15 protein-coding genes are annotated in these 22,070 nt (G+C 54.1%); 7 read left to right on the top strand and 8 right to left on the bottom strand.

The features are described from left to right. Positions 1-64: 64 nt before the first annotated feature. Complete coding sequence (gene glnE / locus CDH47_RS16220; protein WP_100641212.1) at positions 65-2,968, bottom strand: bifunctional [glutamate--ammonia ligase]-adenylyl-L-tyrosine phosphorylase/[glutamate--ammonia-ligase] adenylyltransferase; 2,904 nt, start codon at positions 2,966-2,968, stop codon at positions 65-67. Positions 2,969-3,046: 78 nt separating this feature from the next. Here glnE and CDH47_RS16215 point away from each other — a divergent pair, with 78 nt between their 5' ends. Together CDH47_RS16215 and mgtE are read left to right on the top strand one after the other, a co-directional pair. Continuing rightward, a complete protein-coding gene (locus CDH47_RS16215) occupies positions 3,047-4,216 on the top strand; it encodes a potassium channel family protein (protein WP_100641210.1) in 1,170 nt (389 codons plus the stop codon). Between the two features lie 22 nt (positions 4,217-4,238). Further along, positions 4,239-5,582, top strand: a complete 1,344-nt coding sequence (gene mgtE, locus CDH47_RS16210; RefSeq protein ID WP_100641208.1) for a magnesium transporter — start codon at positions 4,239-4,241, stop codon at positions 5,580-5,582. Here the strand turns inward: mgtE and CDH47_RS16205 are convergent. The 5 genes from CDH47_RS16205 to typA form a co-directional block, all read right to left on the bottom strand. Continuing rightward, entirely contained in the window at positions 5,571-6,479 is a 909-nt protein-coding gene (locus CDH47_RS16205; RefSeq protein WP_338038015.1) for a CYTH domain-containing protein, read from the bottom strand. The two genes, mgtE and CDH47_RS16205, sit on opposite strands and share 12 nt — an antisense overlap. Before the next feature lie 93 nt (positions 6,480-6,572). Then, a complete protein-coding gene (locus CDH47_RS16200; protein ID WP_100641206.1) occupies positions 6,573-7,562 on the bottom strand; it encodes a porin in 990 nt (329 codons plus the stop codon). 370 nt (positions 7,563-7,932) lie between these two features. Further along, a complete protein-coding gene (dtd, locus tag CDH47_RS16195; protein WP_100641204.1) occupies positions 7,933-8,379 on the bottom strand; it encodes a D-aminoacyl-tRNA deacylase in 447 nt (148 codons plus the stop codon). Positions 8,380-8,469: 90 nt separating this feature from the next. Further along, positions 8,470-9,432 carry a prolyl aminopeptidase gene (gene pip, locus CDH47_RS16190; protein ID WP_100641202.1) on the bottom strand — a complete coding sequence of 321 codons (963 nt, stop codon included), beginning with the start codon at positions 9,430-9,432 and terminating at the stop codon, positions 8,470-8,472. A gap of 139 nt (positions 9,433-9,571) precedes the next feature. Next, positions 9,572-11,383, bottom strand: a complete 1,812-nt coding sequence (typA, locus tag CDH47_RS16185) for a translational GTPase TypA (RefSeq protein ID WP_100641200.1) — start codon at positions 11,381-11,383, stop codon at positions 9,572-9,574. Positions 11,384-11,997: 614 nt separating this feature from the next. Here typA and glnA point away from each other — a divergent pair. The 4 genes from glnA (at position 11,998) to glnG (ending at position 16,883) form a co-directional block, all read left to right on the top strand. Then, on the top strand, positions 11,998-13,401 hold the full coding sequence (gene glnA, locus CDH47_RS16180; protein WP_100641198.1) for a glutamate--ammonia ligase: 1,404 nt from the start codon (positions 11,998-12,000) through the stop codon (positions 13,399-13,401). A 217-nt stretch (positions 13,402-13,618) separates the two neighbouring features. Continuing rightward, the gene (locus CDH47_RS16175; RefSeq protein ID WP_100641196.1) at positions 13,619-14,143 is read left to right on the top strand and encodes a DUF4124 domain-containing protein; all 525 of its coding nucleotides are present in this window, start codon (positions 13,619-13,621) and stop codon (positions 14,141-14,143) included. A 224-nt stretch (positions 14,144-14,367) separates the two neighbouring features. Continuing rightward, positions 14,368-15,462, top strand: a complete 1,095-nt coding sequence (gene glnL / locus CDH47_RS16170) for a nitrogen regulation protein NR(II) (protein WP_100641194.1) — start codon at positions 14,368-14,370, stop codon at positions 15,460-15,462. Then, a complete protein-coding gene (gene glnG, locus CDH47_RS16165) occupies positions 15,459-16,883 on the top strand; it encodes a nitrogen regulation protein NR(I) (RefSeq protein ID WP_100641192.1) in 1,425 nt (474 codons plus the stop codon). The genes glnL and glnG overlap by 4 nt, the downstream gene beginning before the upstream one ends. Positions 16,884-16,951: 68 nt before the next feature. Here the strand turns inward: glnG and ssb are convergent, their stop codons facing one another. After that, entirely contained in the window at positions 16,952-17,500 is a 549-nt protein-coding gene (gene ssb, locus CDH47_RS16160) for a single-stranded DNA-binding protein (RefSeq protein WP_100641190.1), read from the bottom strand. A 57-nt stretch (positions 17,501-17,557) separates the two neighbouring features. After that, on the bottom strand, positions 17,558-18,928 hold the full coding sequence (locus CDH47_RS16155; protein ID WP_100641300.1) for an MFS transporter: 1,371 nt from the start codon (positions 18,926-18,928) through the stop codon (positions 17,558-17,560). 189 nt (positions 18,929-19,117) lie between these two features. Between CDH47_RS16155 and uvrA the strand changes: the two genes are divergently transcribed. Then, positions 19,118-21,961: an excinuclease ABC subunit UvrA gene (gene uvrA / locus CDH47_RS16150; RefSeq protein WP_100641188.1), complete on the top strand. Its 2,844-nt coding sequence runs from the start codon at positions 19,118-19,120 to the stop codon at positions 21,959-21,961. Positions 21,962-22,070: the final 109 nt, after the last annotated feature.

Below are 22,070 nucleotides of genomic sequence, written 5' to 3'. Positions count from 1 at the left end.
TTTTGGAAACCCAGTGTAGTCTGGCATTCTATCAGGAAATTTTGCCGGAACGACACCAGGCTTGCTACACAGCCATGAATTTCTGCCAGACAGACTGAATGTAGCGCCGCTCGCCTGCGAACGCATCACCCGCTACCTGGCTGCTCAGGTTCTGCAACGCCCGCCGGTGAATGCTGGAGCGCAGCGATATATAGACTTCACGAAGTTTTTCTGCATCTTCTACTGGCAGCACACCGGCCCTGCCCAGCTCTTCCATCTGCCGAATATTATCAGGCCACTGCGTCAGTTCCGGGTGCGCCTCGCTCCATGCCAGCATCAGGTACTGCACCAGAAACTCTATATCCACAATCCCGCCCGCATCGTGTTTGATATGGAAGCTTTCTTCCCGCCGGTTTTCCGGCGTGGCAAGGTTCGCACGCATTTTCTCGCGCATCTCCACCACTTCCTGGCGCAAGCTGTCTTTAGCCCGGTTCTGGCAAAGTATGTTATGCCTTACCGCTTCAAACGCGGCGGTTGTTTCCTTGCACCCGGCCACGCCACGGGCCCGAACCAAGGCTTGGTGCTCCCATGTCCAGGCGTCGTTGCGTTGGTACTTTTCAAAGGCTTGCAGTGTACTGACCAGCAAGCCGGAATTGCCCGATGGCCGCAGCCGCATATCAACGTCGTATAGCTGGCCGGAAGGCGTCTGGGCGTTAAGTATATGAACAATACGTTGCCCAAGGCGGGTATAAAAAACCACGTTATCGATGGGCTTGTCGCCGTCCGTTGCCAGCTCCGGATCCGCTGCATGAACAAACACCAGGTCCAGGTCCGAGGTATAGCCCAGCTCAATACCGCCCAGCTTACCGTAGCCAATCACCGCAAAGTCGCTGCCACTGCCTGCTCCCTCGCCCTTCCCGGGATAGCCGTGGCGGGCAACCAGATTTGCGAAAGCCACATCGACTACATGATCCAGCACAACCTCAGCAATCCAGGTGAGGTAATCACTGACCTTCATCAGAGGCAGGGTGCCTTTAAGCTCAGACGCAGCAACCCGAAGGGTGTGGGCCTTTTTGAAATGGCGCAGGGATTCCATCTGGTTTTCCAGATCATCATAGGAAATGCGCAGCGTTTGCTGCCGCAGGTCGTCCTGCAACTCATCTCGCGCCGGCGGGCTGTACAGGCTTTCAGCGTTAAGCAATTCGTCTAGCAGCAAAGGGGTTTCTGCCAACTGTCGCGCAATCCACGGGCTTTCGCTGCACAGGCTCACCAGTTGGGCACGGGCGCCGGGATTTTCCAGCAGCAGCACCATGTAGGCAGTGCGGCGTAAAATCGCCTCAACCAACTGTAAAACGCGGGACAGGGTTTCAGAGGGTTTGTCTACTTCGGCCAGCGCTTCCAGCAACACTGGCATAAACTGGTTCAACCGTTTGCGCCCTTGGGTTTGCATGGTTTGCACCGTTCGACTGTCGCGCAGGCTGTTGAGCAGGGCCAGGCTTGCCGCCGGGTCCTCATAGCCGTGTTTTTCCAGCCACTGAGTATCTGAAGCCTCGTCAACCTCCGCCAGCCAAAGCTCACACCAGCCATCATCCAGAGATGACTGAGCGTTGGCCTCATCTTCTTCGGTGGTAATAATATTAGCGAAATGATTGGCAACGTTTTCCCGATGCTGGGCCAGCGTTCGCTCGCAACTCTGCCAATCATCAAAGCCCATGATCAGTGCAATCCGCGCTCTGGAGAGCTCATCCTCAGGCAATAGCTGGGTTTGCTTATCTTCCATGCCCTGCAGTGCATGCTCGAGATTACGCAAGAATGCATACGCTTCCCGGAGCTCATTGACCACCCTTACAGGCAAAAGCTCCAGCGCCTCAAGCTCCTCCAGAATGACCAGCAATTCTCGCTGCTGAAGCTCCCGGTCGCGGCCGCCACGGATGAGCTGGAACGCCTGAACCACAAACTCGATTTCCCGGATGCCACCGCTGCCCAGCTTGATATTGTTCTCCAGCCCCTGCCGGCGCACTTCCCGGCTAATCATCGCCTTCATGCTGCGCAAAGATTCAAACGCGCTGTAGTCAATGTACCTGCGGTAGACAAACGGCCGAAGGCTTTCCATAAGCACCTGACCGGCTTCCAAGTCGCCCGCCACCACCCGGGACTTGACCATGGCGTAGCGCTCCCAGTCGCGCCCCTGATCCTGGTAATAGGTTTCCAACGCGGCAAAACTCAAGGCAAGTGCCCCACTTTGCCCATAGGGCCGCAGGCGCATGTCCACACGGAACACAAATCCATCCGCCGTGATCTGATCGAGCGCTTGAATCAGGCGCTGGCCAAGCCGGATAAAAAACTGCTGATTATCCAGTGAGCGGCGACCGCCCCGGGTTTCGCCTTTTCTGGGGAACGCAAAGATCAGATCAATATCCGATGATACGTTCAGCTCACAGCCACCCAACTTGCCCATGCCGATAACAACCAGGGATTGTGGTTCCTCCACACCCGATACCGGGTCTACCCCCCAGGGTGTGCCATATTGTTCACAGGCAGCTTCATACAGCCAATCCAGTGCTCCCTGCATGCACACCTCTGCAAAAGCACTGGTGGCAGCCATGGTTTCCGCAAGGTTTGCCCAACGCATCACATCCCGCCAGATAATGCGGAATTGGGTTTCCCGGCGGAAACGGCGCAAGGCCACGTGCAATCCGGGCTCATCGTTCACCTGAGCAAGGTACTCATGCCAGCGTGCCTGCAAATACCGTGGCGTGGTTGGCTCGCTCAGCACACGGGATTGCAACCCAGAGCGTATCTGCTCCGGATGCTGCTCAAGGGTCCGGCGCAAAAACAGGCTCCGGGCTATGGCCTGGGCAACCACCTCTTCCGAAACGCTGGTATCTTGCAACAGCCAGCCTGGTAAACCCTCCGGAAAAACCGACGCCCAACTGGCTGCAACATCATCTGCCAATGGTGACGGAAGGCAATTCCATGGCTTGGACATAATGCAAACCCCTGTCTCTCTGTTATATTTCCGTTACTGTATAACGAACTTACCCGAGACTGAACAGGCCATCACCGGATGCTGAGAAACCGCTTTCCCCTCAACGCGGAACATGAGAAAAGCAAAATCCCTATGGGCGGGCTTATCCGGAAGCGGGCAAAAAACCTGTTTATGGTTCTGCTAGCGCTGCTGACCACTCACATACTGATAATCTGGGCGGTAGAAGAGCTGACCCTGTTCGAGTCGCTCTGGATGACAATGACCACCATTGCGACCGTAGGCTATGGTGACTTCGCACCGGCAACCTACATAGGCCGCATCAGCACCATTCTGTTCGTGTTCGTGGGTGCTATTACTTTAGTAACGCTGATTGTCAGCGATTTTATCGAGTACCGGTTCTACCGCCGGGAACGCATTCTCACCGGACGCTGGATCTATAAAATGAACAACCACATTGTCATTATCAATACCCCAAAGCACGGCGGCATGACCTATTTCATGCGCTTTGCCACGCAAATTCGCGCCGTGGAGGGTTATGAAACCATTCCTATCATGCTGCTTACCCGGGAGTTTCCAAGCGGCCTGCCAGCCGAACTGTCTGATCTCGGAATCGTGCATTACCACGGTTCTGGCTTCGACCCGGAGGCGTTAAAAGCCGTGCACGCAGGTAGCGCAAAGCACATTGTAGTGTTGGCCGCTGATGAATCCGACCCCCACTCCGACAGCCTGACCTTCGACATATCCCATCGCCTCAGCGAGCTCAACCTTGCCCAGAAAACAACGGTGGAGTGCGTAACAGATGCCAACCGCAGCCGTTACAAAGAACTTGGAGTACGGGCCGTTATCCGCCCTGTCCGCACCTACCCTGAAATCATGGTGCGCTCCGTGGTGGCACCAGGGTCAGAAAAAGTGCTGGAAGACATGTTCAACTATGAGCAGGACCACCCACACCGCTACGACCTGGAACTGGACGATCTTAACTGGGCCGATATTGTCAGTGCGCTGATCCGTCACGGCATTGGTACCGCGCTGGCGTATATCGATCATAACGACGAAGTTATTTGTCATCCTCCTATAATCAAAGAGATTGAGGGAAAAGGGCTTATCGTGCTGGTCAAATCCAGCGATACACCGGATCTTGAAGTGATTAAAGAAGCACTGGAGCGCTACCGTAAGTTTATGGAGAAATGGAGAAATATGCAGGAAGATGCGACCATAGCCGATTCATCAGCTTCCACTACCCAATAAGCAACTTCCCCAGGCACTTTCTATGGAATCCGTACTTTTCCAGCCGCTGGTAGATGCGCTTGCATCCGGGCAACCCCAGGCCGTTATTGACGCAGCCAACCTTTTCAACGCTGCCGATCTCGCCGAGTTTATCGAGCAAAATCTGGAAACTGAGGCGTCAGGCTCGCTATTCCAGAGCCTGCCTATGACTCTGCGTGCAAAAGTTCTGGGTTACACCACCCCAGACACGCAGTTGCTGTTGACCCAAACAATACCCCTGGCTGAACTGGCGCTTCTTACAACAGAGATGCCTTCAGATGACCGGGTTGATTTTTTTAGCTTGCTTGACGAGCCACGCCAGAAACGCCTCATCAGAAAGCTGGACCAGGAAGATCAAGAAGACCTGACCGCGCTTCTTGCATACCCAGAGGGTACTGCAGGCGCGTTGATGAGCACGGATTACGCGGTGTTTGAATCCGGCATCACGGCCAGTGAGGCCATAGATATCCTGCGTAAAACAGCAGAAGACAAGGAAACCATCTATCAATCCTACGTGATTGATGAAGACCAAGTGCTCATTGGCGTGGTGTCCCTGCGCCGACTGATTATAGCCAAACCCGATACCGTCATCGACTCCCTGCTCGCCACCGGCCTGGTAACCACCCACACGGACACATCCCAGGATGATGTTGCCAGGTTGATTGCAAAATACGACCTGCTGGCATTGCCAGTAGTGGACGACCATAACCGCCTGGCAGGCATTGTTACCTATGACGATGCCATGGATGTTATCGAGGAGGAGGCAACGGAGGATTTTCACAAAGGCGGCACGGTGAGCAACCTCGACACCGGCATTACCCTGGCCTCGCCTTTTTCACTCTACCGGTCCCGCATCCAGTGGCTCGTTATACTGGTGTTTGCGAATATTTTTACCGGTGCCGGTATAGCGCACTTTGAGGACATTATCGGCGCCCACCTGGCCCTGCTGTTCTTCATGCCATTGCTGGTTGCCAGTGCCGGTAACGCAGGCGCGCAATCCGCGACGCTGGTTGTGCGGGGTATCGCAACGGGAGAGGTGATAAACCGGGATTGGCTTCGCCTGTTCAACAAAGAAATGCTCGTAGCAACAGCCCTCGGCCTGACCATGGCCCTGACGGTGTGGACTGTGGGCATGTTCCGGACGGAAATGGTTATCGCCACAATTGTCGCCATAACCATGATTGCGGTCGTGCTTGCCGGCGGGCTTATAGGTATTTTGCTGCCACTCTTACTGAACCGGCTCGGCGTCGACCCGGCTGCGGCGAGCATTCCCCTTATCACTACCATCGCCGACGTGAGCGGAGTACTGATTTACTTCAGTATCGCCACGGCGATTTTAGGGGTTTAGTGAGCGCCTTGCACGGCTCGCCAACAAACTTAGCTGACACTGCCCAAGCTCTGGCCGGGTTAGCAATTCTTGCAAGGGGTGGCCCTCGGCTAAGACCTCAACCAATGCGGCAAAGGACTGCCCCATCCCACAAGCTTCTGCTTGCACGCCAAGCACTTGAATATCCAGGCCCTCAAGCGACACACTCTTATGCTCCAACCAGGCATTGCTGAGCCTCTGCAAAAGGCGATCAAGATCATCATGCTTGCGGTCACTCGCATTCGCATTTTCGGCAGCGACTGGCTCTGCAGTATGTATCCCCGCAAGGTAATAGCCTTGCTCAGCCTTGCTGATCAGGTTAAGAAACACCGGACATCGCCGAGCCAGCTTTTCAGCCCAGACAAGAAGGCGGGATGCGTCGCCAGACACAAGCTCAAACTCCACTTCGTGAAGCGGTTTTTCCTGTCCGCCAGCGACAATAACGCCCTCGTCTACGGCGCATTCAATCACCGCCTCACCATCGTCCAGCATGACCACCTGGCGAGTAAAATTGGTTTCGAAAACCGGCGCCAGTCGCGCCAAGTTTATACGATCCTCCAAAGGCGTATCCGCCAGCAGGCCAAGTGACAGAGAAGGCCCGGAAACTGGCCATTCCCACTCTTCACGCCGGTGGGCGCCATCCACGAAATCACCACGGGTTTTGAGGGTCTGGATATACCGGCCTCCGGCCTGACGCACGCGCAGGGCAGCTTGTTGGCGGTTAAGCTCTGCATCCGGTGTGTCGTAGTAGCAGTTCACCAGAGATTTATTGTTGCCTTCCCGTGCCTCAGGCTGAGCCCTTAGCCAATCCAAAGCTTCTATGAGATCGTCGGGCTTTAAGCTCAGTTTTATTTCAAGCTCTTCTGCCATGTTTGCCATACCTGTAAATTCCGGGATCCAAAAATGCAAAAACCGGTGACCCAGGGGTCACCGGTTTTCAATACTAAACTAACTGACTAGCTGGTTAGCTGATCAGAAGTAGTATACTGCACCAACTGCTGCGATGGACTTCTCATCACCTGACTTGCCTTCCAGCGAGTACTGAGCTGCGTCGTCAGCATTGGACAGGTAGCCTTCAACATAAACGTACATGTTGTCAGACAGGTTGTGCAGGGCTTGCAGTGCAATGGTGTCGTCCTTGTCGCCAGAAACGTCGTTGTCACGCAGCTGGTAAGACAGAGCGAACTGGTTCGCGCCCAGAGTATAAACACCCATAACACCGAACACATCAGCTACATCTTTACGGGTCTCAAAAGAAGCCGTCAGACGCAGGTCTTCCAGGTTGTAGCTGGCACGCAGACCGTATGTGTTTTCGTTGTTTTTAGGAGCTCTAAGCCCAAGATCTGAGTACTCGGTAGAGCCGTCGTTTGAATCCATTGCGAACGCCAGTTCCAGCGCATCAACGCTGTACATTGCCGCCAACTGGTACGGATAGGACTTGCCACCCGCAGTGGAGTCGCCGTTCACCTGAACTGCAGCACCCAGCCTCAGACCACCGAATGAGGGAGACAGGTACTGAATCAGGTCGCCTTCACCCGTGTCGTAGTTGCCACCGATGTTGGAGCCCACTTCGTAAAAGTTGTAGATCTCGTCAATGGCCTCTTCATACATGGAGTCGTCGGAACCGATCCAAACTTGGCCAAAGGAATCCCCACGCACACCAATGTAGGCCTCATCCAGTCCGTCAATACCACTACTCTTGGCCTTATTGTTAGCGGCGATGTCTTCCAGCTCCAGCTTCAGGAAGCCGGTAATGCCAGGAGCAATTTCGTGATCGTGCTTGATACCCAGTGTGGTGCCGTTGTCCTGGTGCTCAATCGCTGAGCCAGCACCGTCTACGTTGGTGTGGGTCAGTACGTACTGAATGTTACCGTAAACTGTTGGCAGATTGCTTTCCTGAGCCAGCGCGGTGCCAGAAATAGTGGCCGCAGCGATAGCTGATGCAATGAGTGTTTTTTTCATGTTGTATATCCTTTTGCGAGTTATTTCAGGTTTCAACAACGGGTTAATCCCGATTTCCGTGTGGTGCCTCCAGAAAAGCTGGATGGCCCCTAACTTAGGGTCGCTACGTGTCAACTCTATGACATGTCAGCAACTTTTCTTGTTATTGAGATCTGCACTTAGTCAGATCTTTATAGTTCAGTCACTTACAGCCTTCTCTTAAAGCGCTGCCTAATGATCCTTTTTTAATACAAAAGGGCTTAATTTGCAAACTATTAATATCGCATTTTTAGCCCGTTTGGCGCTAGAAGCATAAACCCTTATGCCCTAACTCCATTAATCGAGGCTCTTCCGGCGCCGTCAGAAGGCACCGACAAACCCCCAACCAGCTTCAGCGGGCTGAAAGCATAAAGGTTACAGGCCCATCATTAACTAAACTTACCTTCATATCTGCGCCAAAACTCCCCTCCTTAACCCTTTCTGTACCCATACTGATACGGGCAAGGTCAAGAAAATGAGCGTAGAGTTTTTTTGCCACGTCCGGGGCAGCTGCGCGCGAAAAGCCGGGGCGTGTACCTGAGGAAGTATCAGCGGCAAGCGTAAACTGGGGCACCACAAGCAATGCACCACCCGTATCGAGCAGGCTAAGGTTCATGCGCCCTGCATCATCGGGAAATATGCGGTAGGTAAGTATCTTCCGGCATAATTCCTTTGCCTCAGTCTGTCCATCTCCCTGCTCAACACCCAGCAACAACAGTATACCGGAGCCTATACGCGAAATCTCGCGTCCTTCAACATCAACGCTCGCTTTTGACACTCGCTGCACAAGCCCTTTCATCCGGTTTTTTTAACACTCCGGCTAAATGAGAATTAAAATCAGGCAAGAGTGTATCCATGCAACGGCCTTGTAGCAACCCCAGATGAGGCATCAGCCTGCATTTTTCTCTGCTTTTGCAATCACTTCATCAACACCTTTCATAAGCGCATCAACAATGGCCGGTTCGGAAGCCGAGTGCCCAGCCTCACGGATAATGCGCAACTCTGCTTCTGGCCAGGCTTTACTGAGTGCAAAGGCATTGTCCAACGGGCACACCATATCGTAGCGCCCATGAACGATAATGCCGGGTATATCCCGGAGCTTGTAAGCATCCCTTACAATCTGGTTATCCTCCAGAAACGCAGAATTCATAAAGTAGTGGCATTCGATTCGTGCCAATGCAATAGCCACGTGAGGGTTACCAAAATGTTCAACCACCCGGGGGTTCGGGTGTAAAGTGGCACAGCGCCCCTCCCAAAGCGACCAGGCTTTCGCCGCCTGCATCTGCTCCAATTCGTTGCTACTGGTCAACCGACGGTAGTAAGCGCCTACCATGTCACCACGCTCGGCCTCCGGTATCGGGGCCTCAAAGTCTTGCCAGTAATCCGGGAACACACGGCTTGCGCCATCCTGATAAAACCAGGAAATATCCCGGGGGCGACAAAGAAAAATGCCGCGAAGCACAAGGCCCATAACCCGCTCAGCGTGGGCTTGGGCGTACACCAAACTAAGGGTGGAGCCCCAACTTCCACCAAACAACAGCCAGCGCTCAACACCCAGAAACCTGCGAATGGTTTCCATATCCTGAACCAGCTTATCGGTACTGTTTCCTTCCAACTCTGCCAGAGGGGTTGAGCGGCCAGCTCCGCGCTGATCCATCAGGATTACCCGAAAACGCTCTGCATCAAAGAAGCGACGATGGTAATCCTCACACCCGCCTCCAGGCCCGCCGTGCACAAACAGAACGGGAATGCCCTCGGGGTTACCGCTCTCTTCGAAGTACAACTCATGGGGTGCATCCACCGCCAACCGGTGCTTGGCGTAAGGCTTGATGTCCGGATAAAGAGTAAGCATGGGGCACTCCGTTGATCAGATTGAGTTCAAAGCTAGTGTAGCGGAGTTAAGCGGACACAGCCCCGCTCTTGAATACTATGGAGACAAAAAAGGCCGGGGCTGCATTACCAGCGCCGGCCTGATTCAAATCAGAACAACCTTATTTCTTGCTTGCGCGCTTACGCTCGTTTTCAGTCAGGTACTTCTTACGCAGCCGAATGGACTTGGGCGTTACTTCAACCAGCTCATCGTCATCAATAAACTCCAGTGCCTGCTCAAGAGTAAATTTGATGGGCGGCACCAAGCCGATGACTTCGTCCTTACCAGAGGCACGCATGTTGTCCAGCTTCTTACCTTTGGTGGGGTTAATCACCAGGTCGTTTTCACGGCTGTGAATACCGCAAAGCTGTCCTTCGTATATTTCCTGGCCAGGCTCAAGAAAGAGCTTGCCACGGCTCTGAAGGGTTTCCAGTGAATAGGTCAACGCTGTACCTGTCGCCATGGACACCAACACACCATTCTGGCGGCTTGTCACATCGCCACTCTTGATTGGCCCGTAATGACTGAAGGTTGAGGTAAGGATGCCCGTTCCGGATGTCATGGTCAGGAAAGTGTTGCGGAAGCCAATCAGACCGCGGGCAGGAATGGTGTACTCAAGACGCATACGACCCTTGCCATCCGGCACCATGTCGGTGAGCTCGCCCTTGCGCAAACCCATTTGCTCCATCAAAGGGCCCTGGTGCTGCTCTTCGATATCCACAATAACGTTTTCGTAGGGCTCTTGCTTCTCACCGTCTACTTCCTTGATAACCACTTCCGGGCGACCTACCGCCAGCTCGAAGTTTTCACGGCGCATGTTTTCGATCAGAACCGACAGGTGTAACTCACCACGGCCAGATACTTTGAATTTGTCAGCCGAGTCGCCCTCTTCAACCCGCAAGGCAACGTTGTGCAGCAATTCTTTCTCAAGGCGCTCTTTGATGTTCCGGCTGGTTACGAACTTGCCTTCCTTACCACAGAAGGGCGAGTCGTTAACCTGGAAGGTCATGGACACCGTAGGCTCATCCACCGTCAATGGAGGCAGCGCCTCAACATTGTTCATGTCGCACAGGGTGTCGGAGATGAACAGCTGATCCAGACCACTTACGCACACAATGTCGCCCGCCTGCGCTTCTTCAACTTCCACCCGCTGCAAACCGGAATGCCCCATTATCTTGAGGATACGACCCTGGCGCTTCTTGCCGTCCGCACCTATGGCAACCACCGGGGAGTTGGTTGTGATCTTGCCTCGGGCAATACGACCGATACCAATAACACCCAAAAAGCTGCTGTAGTCGAGCTGGGAAATCTGCATCTGGAAGGGACCTTCCGGATCAACAGAAGGCGCAGGCACGTGATCTACAATCGCCTGGAATACGGCATCCATGTTGTCTGCGAGGTCTTCATGGTCCAGACCAGCAATACCGTTCAGCGCGCTGGCATAAACAATGGGGAAGTCCAGCTGCTCATCGGTAGCACCGAGGCTGTCAAACAGGTCAAACACCTGATCTACAACCCAGTCCGGGCGCGCACCCGGGCGATCAATCTTGTTGACTACCAGGATCGGACGCAGGCCTGCCGCGAATGCTTTCTGGGTTACAAAGCGGGTCTGTGGCATGGGGCCATCGATGGAATCCACCACCAAAAGCACACAATCGACCATGCTCATTACCCGTTCCACTTCGCCACCAAAATCCGCGTGCCCAGGGGTGTCTACGATATTGATGTCGTAGCCATTCCACTTAAGAGCGGTATTTTTGGCAAGTATAGTGATGCCTCGCTCTTTTTCCTGGTCGTTGGAATCCATGACTCGCTCGTTCTCGAGTTCTTTGCGGTCCAGCGTGCCAGACAGTCGCAGCAGCTTGTCTACAAGCGTGGTCTTACCATGGTCAACGTGGGCGATAATGGCGATATTACGAAGTTTTTCAATCACAAATTTATTCCTGAGAAATGCACTCAATGATCTGAAAAGGCCGTTCAGGGAACATTCCCGCACACGCCATCTCAAATCTGTAAAATGAACTCATCCACCACAGCCTGGCGGCCCGGCGCCTCACATGCAGCAACCGGTTTGGTAACCCGGGCCCATGCGGAGAAAATGAAGCGGCGCGCAGTATATCGAAAACTCTGCACCGTTAATATGTAGAAGAACGCCTATTTCTTAATCAGTTTCATAAAGCGAACCGGATGCACCAAGTTGGTGCGGCACAGCAGGCCGCAGCCAGAGCACGCACCATTATGGCGCACAAGCCGCTCGTTAGGCCAATCGCCCCCCACCGGGCACACACCCTGTATACTGCCCACAACGCAGTAGTTAGCCCTAGATGGTCAGTTCCTGTTCTGCTACCCAATATTGGCAAGCACTTTGCTTTAGACCTCCCATCAGGTTTTTAACCTCCTGCTCAGCTGAAATGTGAAGGTAAGAGGCAACTGCTTTTGTTAAGCTGCGCAGACCTGCATACCAGACCGGAATTCAGCCCCACAGAGCAATCCGGAACACCGATCACGAATTAGCCCGCGGTGCGGGATTACTTACGGAGCATGCACATGTCCAAGACAGTTGATTTGATCAAAGAGCACGAAGTGAAATGGGTTGATATGCGCTTCACAGACAGCCGTGGTAAAGAGCAGCACGTCACCATGCCAGCAACTGAGGTCAATGAGGACTTCTTTGCTGAAGGCAAAATGTTTGACGGCTCCTCCATTGCCGGCTGGAAAGGCATCAACGAATCCGACATGATTCTGATGCCGGATGACAACAGCTCCGTTCTTGATCCGTTCACTGAAGAAAGCACCGTTAACATCACTTGCGATGTTGTAGAGCCCTCCACCATGCAAGGCTATGAGCGGGACCCACGCTCAGTTGCTCGCCGTGCAGAGGAATACCTGAAGTCCACCGGCATAGCAGACGGCGCTCTGTTTGGCCCCGAGCCAGAGTTCTTCGTGTTCGATTCCGCCAAGTGGAAAACGGATATGCAGGGCTCCATGTATTCGCTTCACTCAGAAGAAGCGGCCTGGGTTTCCGGCGATGACTTCAACAGCAACAACATTGGCCACCGTCCTGGCGTTAAAGGTGGTTACTTTCCTGTACCTCCTGTTGACAGCCTGCACGATCTGCGGGGCGCCATGTGCGCGGCCATGGAATCCATGGGGCTGGTTATTGAAGTACACCACCATGAAGTGGGCACAGCTGGCCAATGTGAAATCGGTGTTGGCCCCAACACCCTGACCAAAAAAGCAGACGAAGTTCAGATCCTTAAATACTGTGTGCACAACGTAGCCCACGCCTACGGTAAAACTGCCACCTTTATGCCCAAGCCAGTGGTAGGTGATAACGGCTCCGGCATGCATGTGCACATGAGCCTGAACAAAGACGGCAAAAACCTGTTTTCCGGTGACAGCTATGCCGGACTGAGCGAAATGGCGCTATTCTACGTTGGCGGCATCATCAAGCACGCCAAGGCCCTGAACGCCTTCACCAACCCGGCTACAAACAGCTACAAGCGGCTGGTCCCCCATTACGAGGCGCCGGTTATGCTGGCCTATTCTGCACGCAACCGCTCTGCATCCATCCGCATTCCGTACGTAACCAGCCCGAAGGCGCGTCGCGTGGAAGTGCGCTTCCCGGACCCAGCGGCCAACCCGTACCTGGCGTTTTCCGCCCTGATGATGGCAGGCCTTGATGGCATCCAGAACAAGATTCACCCTGGCGATGCCATGGACAAGGACTTGTACGACTTGCCTAAAGAAGAGGCTCTCAGCATTCCCAAGGTTGCCGAAACCCTTCAGGAAGCACTGGACGCCCTGAAAGACGACCATGAGTTCCTGACCCGTGGCGGCGTGTTTACAGAAGATATGATTCAGGGCTACATCGATCTGAAGCGTGGCGAAGTTGAACGCATCAACATGACCACACATCCGGTCGAGTTCGAATTGTATTATTCCTGCTAAAAGCCCGCAGCAGCGCCTGCATAAGCTGCAGCGGTACTGAATAGATATAGCAAAGCCTCGCTCCCCCGGAGCGGGGCTTTTTTGCGACCTGGTTTTGTGACCATCAGCACAACACTTCCGCCCTTAACGATATGTAATCATCATCTGCCCACTGCCACATTGAAAAGGCCTGCCCGGCCATTGATAATCAATACAAATACTAACGCAGGCTGTACTTATGAACCCAAGGCTTGGAATCACCGCAGCGCTGATGTTCCTGATAGCAGGGCCGGCTGCCGCCGAGGTGTACCGCTCCGTGGATGCACAGGGCAACGTCACCTTCTCCGATGAACCGTCGAAGGGCGCAGAAACGGTAAAGGTAAAGCCTGTTACCACCATCACTCTCCCCAAACCGCAAAATGTCAGGGAAACCGAAAAGTTGCGTGAAGAGGTGGAACGGGAAGGGTCAGTATACGAAAGCGTTTCTTTCACCCACCCGGCAAACGATCAGGCATTCCACAGTGGCAATGGTGATGTGCATTTTGAAATGCGAAGCACACCAGAACTCAGGCAAGGCCATAAGTATGAGGTAACACTGGATGGCCAGCCCGTTGGCCAGAGCACATCCGGCTCGGTGACCGTTCGCAATGTGTACCGCGGCACCCACGAGGCCGGCCTTCATATTGTTGATAACAACGGAGTTCAAATTAAATCCGGCAGCCCTGTGCGTTTCACCGTTCACCGTCCTTCCGTTCTCAACTGACCTCAAGGCGCACCATTTTGGTGCGCTCGCACTGCAATGGTGCAACAATGACGCACATCGCAATGGCGAAATGCGCCCTGCCCACCTTCCCTTATCTCTGACCAACGACAAGCCAAAACTGGTTCAGTTTTTGCTTCACCTCGTCACAGCGGCCAGAAAGGTTCTTGGGAGTTTTCAGCCTTACGCCTCTTCACTTCTTCTGCCACAAACAGCAGGACGTACACATGGAACACTCGCCAGCTTCAGACAGCCGATATAAAAGCATGCTGGACAACCTCACCACGGCAGTTGTTGTACTGGAGCGCAATCTCAGCATCCACTACCTGAACCCTGCGGCTGAAAACCTGTTTGAAACCAGCATGACTCGCTGTTCTGGTTTGACATTCAGCAGCATTCTTCTGGACTCAGATGACGCCTTCAAAACCCTGAAAAAGGCAGCAGAAACCGGACAGTCCTACACGCGGCGGGAAACCGAGTTCCTTATGACCAGCGGCTCACAGCGATCGGTGGACTACTCTGTATCGCCTCTCGACATGAGTCCAGCAGCCCTGCTGGTAGAAATACAGCCCAGAGATCGCCTCCTGCGCATAAGCCGAGAAGAAGACCTGATCGCCCAACAAGCGACCACCCGTATTCTTGTGCGAGGCATGGCCCATGAGATAAAAAACCCACTGGGCGGTATTCGCGGTGCTGCACAGCTGCTGGACCGGGATCTGGATAACGAGGATCAACGGGAATACACCCGGGTTATCATTGAAGAAGCTGACCGCTTAAGGGGCTTGGTAGACCGCATGCTTGGCCCCAACAAAGCCTTGCAACTGGCACCAACCAATATCCACGAAATACTGGAGCGTGTACGCACCTTACTGGAGGCAGAAAGCAAAGGCAGAGTGTTATTCCAGCGAGATTACGACCCAAGCTTGCCGATGCTCTCCGGGGATAAAGAACTGCTAATACAAGCGTTTTTGAACATTGCCCGCAACGCAATGGAAGCAGCCTTTGAAAACCCTGATCACACTGGCACCGCAAACACACCCACGATCACCTTCCGAACTCGCGCCCTACGGCAAGTATCCATCGGCCCAAACCGCCATCGCCTGATATGCCGGGTAGACATCATCGACAACGGCCCGGGAATCCCGCCAGAGCTGCGCCAGAACATTTTTTACCCGATGATCAGTGGTCGTGCCAATGGCACTGGACTGGGGCTGTCTATCACCCAGGGCATCATCAGCCAACACCGCGGCCTGGTTGAGTGCGAAAGCGAACCAGGCAAGACTAACTTCATTATCTTCCTGCCTCTGGAGGGCACCACATGAACCAGAAATCCGCCAAGGTATGGATAATTGATGACGATCGCAGTATTCGCTGGGTACTTGAGCGTGCCCTTGGGCAGGCGGGCTTGCAGCCCACCGTGTTCGAGAGCGGCGAAAACATCATGAAACGACTTGAACAGGAACAGCCCGACGCGATCATCAGTGATATCCGTATGCCCGGCATCGACGGCATCACAATGCTGTCAAAAATAGCAGAAGCGCACCCAGACCTGCCCGTTATTATCATGACCGCCCATTCCGATCTGGACAGTGCTGTAACCAGTTACCAGACCGGAGCCTTCGAGTATCTTCCGAAGCCTTTTGATGTAGATGATGCCGTTGCCCTGGCAAAACGAGCGGTAGCTCACAGCCATGAAAAACGTGCGGCTACCGAACCCAAGGCAGACACACCTGAACAAAGCACAGAGATCATCGGCGAAGCCCCTGCCATGCAAGAGGTTTTCCGGGCCATTGGCCGGCTTTCCCATTCCAACATCACGGTTCTGATTAATGGTGAAAGCGGCACAGGCAAAGAACTGGTTGCCCAAGCGCTACACAACCACAGCCCTCGCGCCCACCACCCTTTCATTGCCCTGAACATGGCGGCCATCCCGAGAGACCTCATAGAGTCAGAGCTCTTTGGCCACGAAAAAGGTGCCTTTACGGGAGCCTCAGCTATACGCCAGGGGCGGTTCGAGCAGGCTGACCGCGGCACTCTGTTTCTTGATGAAATTGGCGATATGCCAGGCGACACGCAAACTCGCCTGCTGAGGGTTCTTGCCGATGGCGAGTTTTATCGGGTTGGCGGAACTACAGCCGTTAAGGTTGATGTGCGCATCATCGCGGCTACCCACCAAAACCTGGAGAAGCTGGTCGAGTCTGGCGAGTTCCGGGAAGACCTTTTTCACCGCCTGAACGTGATCCGCGTACACCTGCCAAAACTGGCCGAGCGCCGTGAAGACATTCCCCGCCTGATGCAGCACTTCCTGCAGCAGGCTGCCAAGGAGCTGTCTGTAGTACCAAAAACTCTGCGCCCTGAGGCCGAGAGTTTTCTTACAACCCTGCCTTGGCCCGGCAACGTAAGGCAGCTTGAGAACGTCTGCCGATGGCTCACAGTCATGGCCAGTGGTAGAGAAGTGCACATCACGGATCTGCCGCCTGAACTGCGCCACCAAAGTGAGCAACCCACTACCGGGGCCACCTGGCAGGAGGGACTGAAGAACTGGGCGCATCAAGAGCTGAGGCGCGGAGAAACTGCCATTCTTGAGTCGGCCATGCCGGAATTCGAAAAAATCATGATCGAGACGGCTCTTGAATACACAGGCGGGAAACGTCGGGACGCGTCGGTTCTTCTTGGCTGGGGGCGCAATACCCTTACCCGAAAAATCAATGAGTTGGGCATGGACCGCGCAGAGGAAAAATAGGTTTACGAAAAGACAAAAACGGCCGCCGAAGCAGCCGTTTTTTCATTACAAATTACACTTGCTAAGATCTAGAACGGAATGTCGTCATCAAAGTCATCCACCGGCTCAGGCATGCTGCTTCCCTGTGCTGGCGGGTTCTGGTTTTGGCTCTGATTATAACCTTGGTTATAGCCACCACCCTGCTGCGGGTTATTCTGAGGCTGCGCAGCAGGTACCTGCTGTTGCTGAGGACGGCCAGCAGGCGCACCCTGGTTCATACCACCGTCAGCACCACGACTATCCAGCATCTGCATCTGGCCGTTGATATCAACAACCACTTCAGTGGTGTACACATCCTGGCCTTCTTTGTTCGTCCATTTGCGAGTCTGGAGCTTACCTTCGATGTAAACTTTCGAGCCTTTACGCAGGTACTGGCCAGCGATCTCGGCAATCTTTCCGAACATAACGATTCGGTGCCATTCGGTTTTCGGCACCATCTGGCCAGTTTGACGATCCTTGTAACTCTCGTCGGTCGCAAGGCTCAGGTTCACCACTGCATTGCCGTTGGGAGTGTAACGGGTATCCGGATCCTGCCCGAGGTTCCCGATAAGAATAACTTTGTTTACGCCTCTTGCCATGTTCTGCTCCTGATTCTGTTTTCAGCGACACCCGCATTCCTTGCGGGCCTTCGGGTTTCAAGAATTGCTGCTCTGCCGGACGAATGGAAAGTCCGCAAGTAACGCCTCATCAAAGTGCTGTCGGTCCACCTTGAGATAGGCGGTGGCAGCGTTTTCAACAATGACCACATCCTGCACACCCGGCAAGCGGCGCAGACTGCCATCAACATCGTCGTACTGGTCATTCGCCAACTCACGCAACTGTACCACGAAACCTGAATTATGGCTTGGCGCTGGCATAGTCAAAGCCACCAACAACCAGAGCCCGAGAACGGCCACCATAAACCAGACTACACCGTCGATTCCAACCTTCTGCAGCAGGTAACCACCAAAGGCACCACCAAGAAAAGCCCCCATAAACTGGGAGGTGGAATACACGCCCATGGCCGTGCCCTTGCTCGCCGCCGGAGCCTCTTTGCTAATCAGCGACGGCAGGCTGGCTTCCAGAAGGTTAAATGCCATAAAAAAGAAAAACATCACAACCCAAGCCAGCACAAGACTGCTTGAAACGCCCGAAAGCCCCGCCGTCGCCAAGGCCAGCAGAGCAATAGCACCGCAGAGTACTGGCTTCATCACGCGTTTTTTTTCACCAATAATGATAAAGGGCACCATGGCAAAAAATGAGGTAATCATCACACTCAGGTAAAACCACCAATGGGAAGCGCTGGCCAGCCCAAGCTGATTCTGCAGCACAGAAGGAAACACCAAAAACAGCGACGTCAGCACCAGGTGCAGAGCAAAAATACCAAAATCCAGCCGCAATAGACGCTTATCAGACAGCACCCGGCCGAGCATGGCTTTGGCAGGATGAGTATCGGCACTGACTTTATGTTGATGGGGGCTAGGCACTACACGGCTTACGATGATCAAGGCAACCATAGCCAGAACAGCGGTCGCGTAAAAAATCCCCGACAGCCCCCAAGCTGAACCTACCAAGGGCCCGAGCACCAGAGAGACAGAGAAAGAAAGCCCGATTGAGATACCCACCGTTGCCATGGCCTTCGTTCGCTGCTCCTCCCGTGTAAGGTCACTAAGCAGCGCCATCAGCACGCTGGCAATAGCCCCTGCACCCTGAAGGATCCGACCGGCAATAACAACGTATATTGAATCGGCTGAGCCGGCCAATATACTGCCTGCTGCAAACAGAATCAGGCCGATATAAATCATGCGTTTGCGGCCAACGCGGTCGGAAAGCAGGCCAAAAGGTATCTGCAGCAATGCCTGGCTCAGTCCGTAAGCGCCAATGGCAAAGCCGAGCAATGCCGGCGTTGCGCCCTCGAGGCCCTCACCCAGCAACATGAACACTGGCATGATCATGAACAATCCGAGCATGCGTATGGCATACACAGACGCCAGCGCAAATACGGAGCGTTTTTCCAGCGAATTCACGGTAGTGGGCTCCTCTTGAAGGCTTGCTTGGGTGGCTTTGCGAATAAGCATATTTTTAACAGGCGGCGCATTGTAACAGAAGCTTCTGCCACGAGGCACAGCCGCTGGTTTATCGGCGCTGTTATCGGCACCTTCGCCGAAGCCGGCGTAACACGGTATAATTCCCGTTTTTTCTCTACGCGAGGTGTTATGGATCATATCCAGATCAAGGGGGCACGTACCCACAACCTGAAAAACATCGACCTGGATATCCCAAGGGACAAACTGATCGTTATAACGGGTCTATCCGGCTCAGGTAAATCATCCTTGGCATTCGATACGCTTTATGCAGAAGGTCAGCGGCGCTATGTGGAATCCTTATCCACCTACGCCCGCCAGTTCCTCTCTATGATGGAGAAGCCCGATGTGGATCACATCGAAGGGCTCTCCCCTGCCATTTCGATTGAGCAAAAGTCCACCTCTCACAACCCGCGCTCAACCGTTGGCACCATCACTGAGATCTACGACTACCTCAGATTGATGTTTGCACGCGCTGGTGAGCCTCGGTGCCCGGAGCACGGTCAACCACTTGAAGCGCAGACCGTCAGCCAAATGGTGGATCAGGTGCTGGCGATGCCTGAAGACAGCAAACTGATGATCCTTGCTCCGGTGATTCGTGACCGCAAAGGGGAACACCTGCAAGTTGTAGAAACCATGCGCAGCCAAGGTTTTATACGTTTGCGGATAGACGGAACGGTCTATGATATTGACGACGTTCCAGCACTCGATAAAAAGCGCAAACATCAGATAGATGTGGTTGTGGACCGCTTCAAGGTAAAGCCCGGCCAGGAGCAGCGCCTGGCTGAAAGCTTTGAAACGGCACTGGGGCTTGCTGACGGCATTGCGCTAATTGCACCTATGGACGCAGAAGCGGGTTGTGAGGGCGAAGAAACGACCTTTTCTGCTAAATACGCCTGTACACAATGTGGCTACGCTCTCAGCGAATTGGAACCAAAACTGTTTTCCTTCAACAACCCGGCTGGCGCATGCCCGACCTGCGACGGCCTGGGGGTAAAACAGTTCTTTGATAGTGAGAAAATCGTCCAGCACCCTGAAGCAACACTCGCAGCCGGTGCCATAAAGGGCTGGGATCGGCGGGCAGTGTATTACTTCCAGATGCTGGGCAGCATCGCCGAGCACTACAACATAGACCTGGAGACACCCTGGGAGGAGCTCCCTGAAAAATTCCGAACCATGCTTCTATTTGGATCAGGCAGCGACGACATACCGTTTCGCTACGTAAACTCACGCGGCCATATCATGGAAAGGGCACACCCCTTCGAAGGTATTATCCCGAACCTTGAGCGCCGGTACCGGGAAACAGACTCCCAGAGCGTGCGCGAAGAGCTGTCCCGCAACCTAAGTACTGCGCCTTGCAAAGAATGCCATGGCTCCCGGCTTAGACGCAGTGCCCGCCATGTGTTCATTGAAGAGCGCAACCTTCCGGACATAACTCGCCTGCCAATTGGCGAGGCCTACTCCTACTTTGACGCACTGTCCTTGCCCGGCAGACGGGGCGAGATTGCAGAAAAAATCACTAAGGAAATTCGGCAGAGACTGCAATTTCTGGTGAATGTGGGTCTGGAATACCTGACCCTTGAGCGCAGCGCCGACACCCTGTCTGGCGGTGAAGCGCAACGAATAAGGCTCGCCAGCCAGATAGGCGCGGGCTTGGTAGGCGTTATGTACATTCTGGATGAACCTTCGATCGGCCTGCACCAGCGGGACAATGACCGCCTGCTGAGCACTCTCACCCATCTGCGCGACCTGGGTAACACCGTGATCGTTGTAGAGCATGACGAGGACGCCATTCGGGCAGCCGATCATGTTATTGATATCGGGCCGGGCGCCGGCGTCCACGGCGGCCAGATCATTGCCCAAGGCACGCCTGCCGAGATCCTGGAAAACCCCGACTCACTGACAGGCCAATATCTCAGTGGCACCAAGGAAATAGCCGTCCCCGAAATCCGAAATAAAGGCATTGGCGAAATCCTGACACTGACCGGCGCAACCGGGAACAATCTGCAGGATGTCACCCTGAACCTGCCCCTGGGCATAATGACTTGCATAACCGGCGTATCTGGCTCCGGCAAATCCACCCTGATAAACAGCACCCTGTACCCCGTTGCAGCGGCCAAACTCAACAAAGCCACTAGCCTGAGCGCTGCGACGTACAGGGGTATCACAGGTCTCGACCAGCTGGACAAAGTGATCGACATAGATCAAAGCCCGATTGGAAGAACACCTCGCTCCAACCCCGCCACCTACACCGGCCTGTTCACCCCAATCCGCGAACTCTTCGCCGGAACCCAGGAAGCCCGTTCGCGGGGATACAAACCGGGGCGCTTCTCGTTCAACGTTAAAGGCGGACGTTGCGAAGCCTGCCAGGGCGACGGCATGATCAAGGTAGAAATGCACTTCCTCCCGGACGTATACGTTCCATGCGATGTATGCAAAGCCAAACGCTACAACCGGGAAACCCTCGAGGTGCGCTACAAAGGAAAAAACATCAACGAAGTGTTGAGCATGACCGTAGAAGAAGGCCGGGAGTTTTTCGATGCCGTTCCCTTCCTCGCCAGAAAACTGCAAACCCTCATCGATGTAGGCCTCTCCTACATCCGCCTTGGACAAAGTGCAGTCACCCTCTCTGGCGGTGAAGCCCAGCGCGTAAAGCTCGCCAAAGAGCTCTCAAAACGCGACACAGGCAAAACCCTGTACATACTCGACGAGCCAACTACAGGTTTGCACTTCTACGACATTCAGCAATTACTGAACGTACTGGAACGCCTGAGAGACCACGGCAACACCATTGTGGTTATCGAGCACAATCTGGACGTAATCAAAACGGCGGACTGGATAATCGACCTGGGCCCGGAAGGCGGTTCCGGCGGCGGTCAGATTATTGCTGAAGGTACGCCTGAAGAAGTTGCACAAAACCCAGCTTCCCATACCGGCCGCTACCTGAAACCAATGCTGGGACCAAAAGCAAACTAACTCAAAGCATGTTCGGCCCGGGGTGGCGGGTGCATTTTCTGCCGGAAAAAGATGTCTGAGCGCAGCGAGTTATTTTTCCAAAGAAAATGCACCCGCCACCCCGGGCCAG

Source organism: Marinobacter salexigens, from assembly GCF_002806945.1.
GTDB lineage: Bacteria > Pseudomonadota > Gammaproteobacteria > Pseudomonadales > Oleiphilaceae > Marinobacter > Marinobacter salexigens.
Note: the sequence above shows the minus strand (reverse complement) of the source record. Positions and strands in the feature narration are given on the sequence as shown.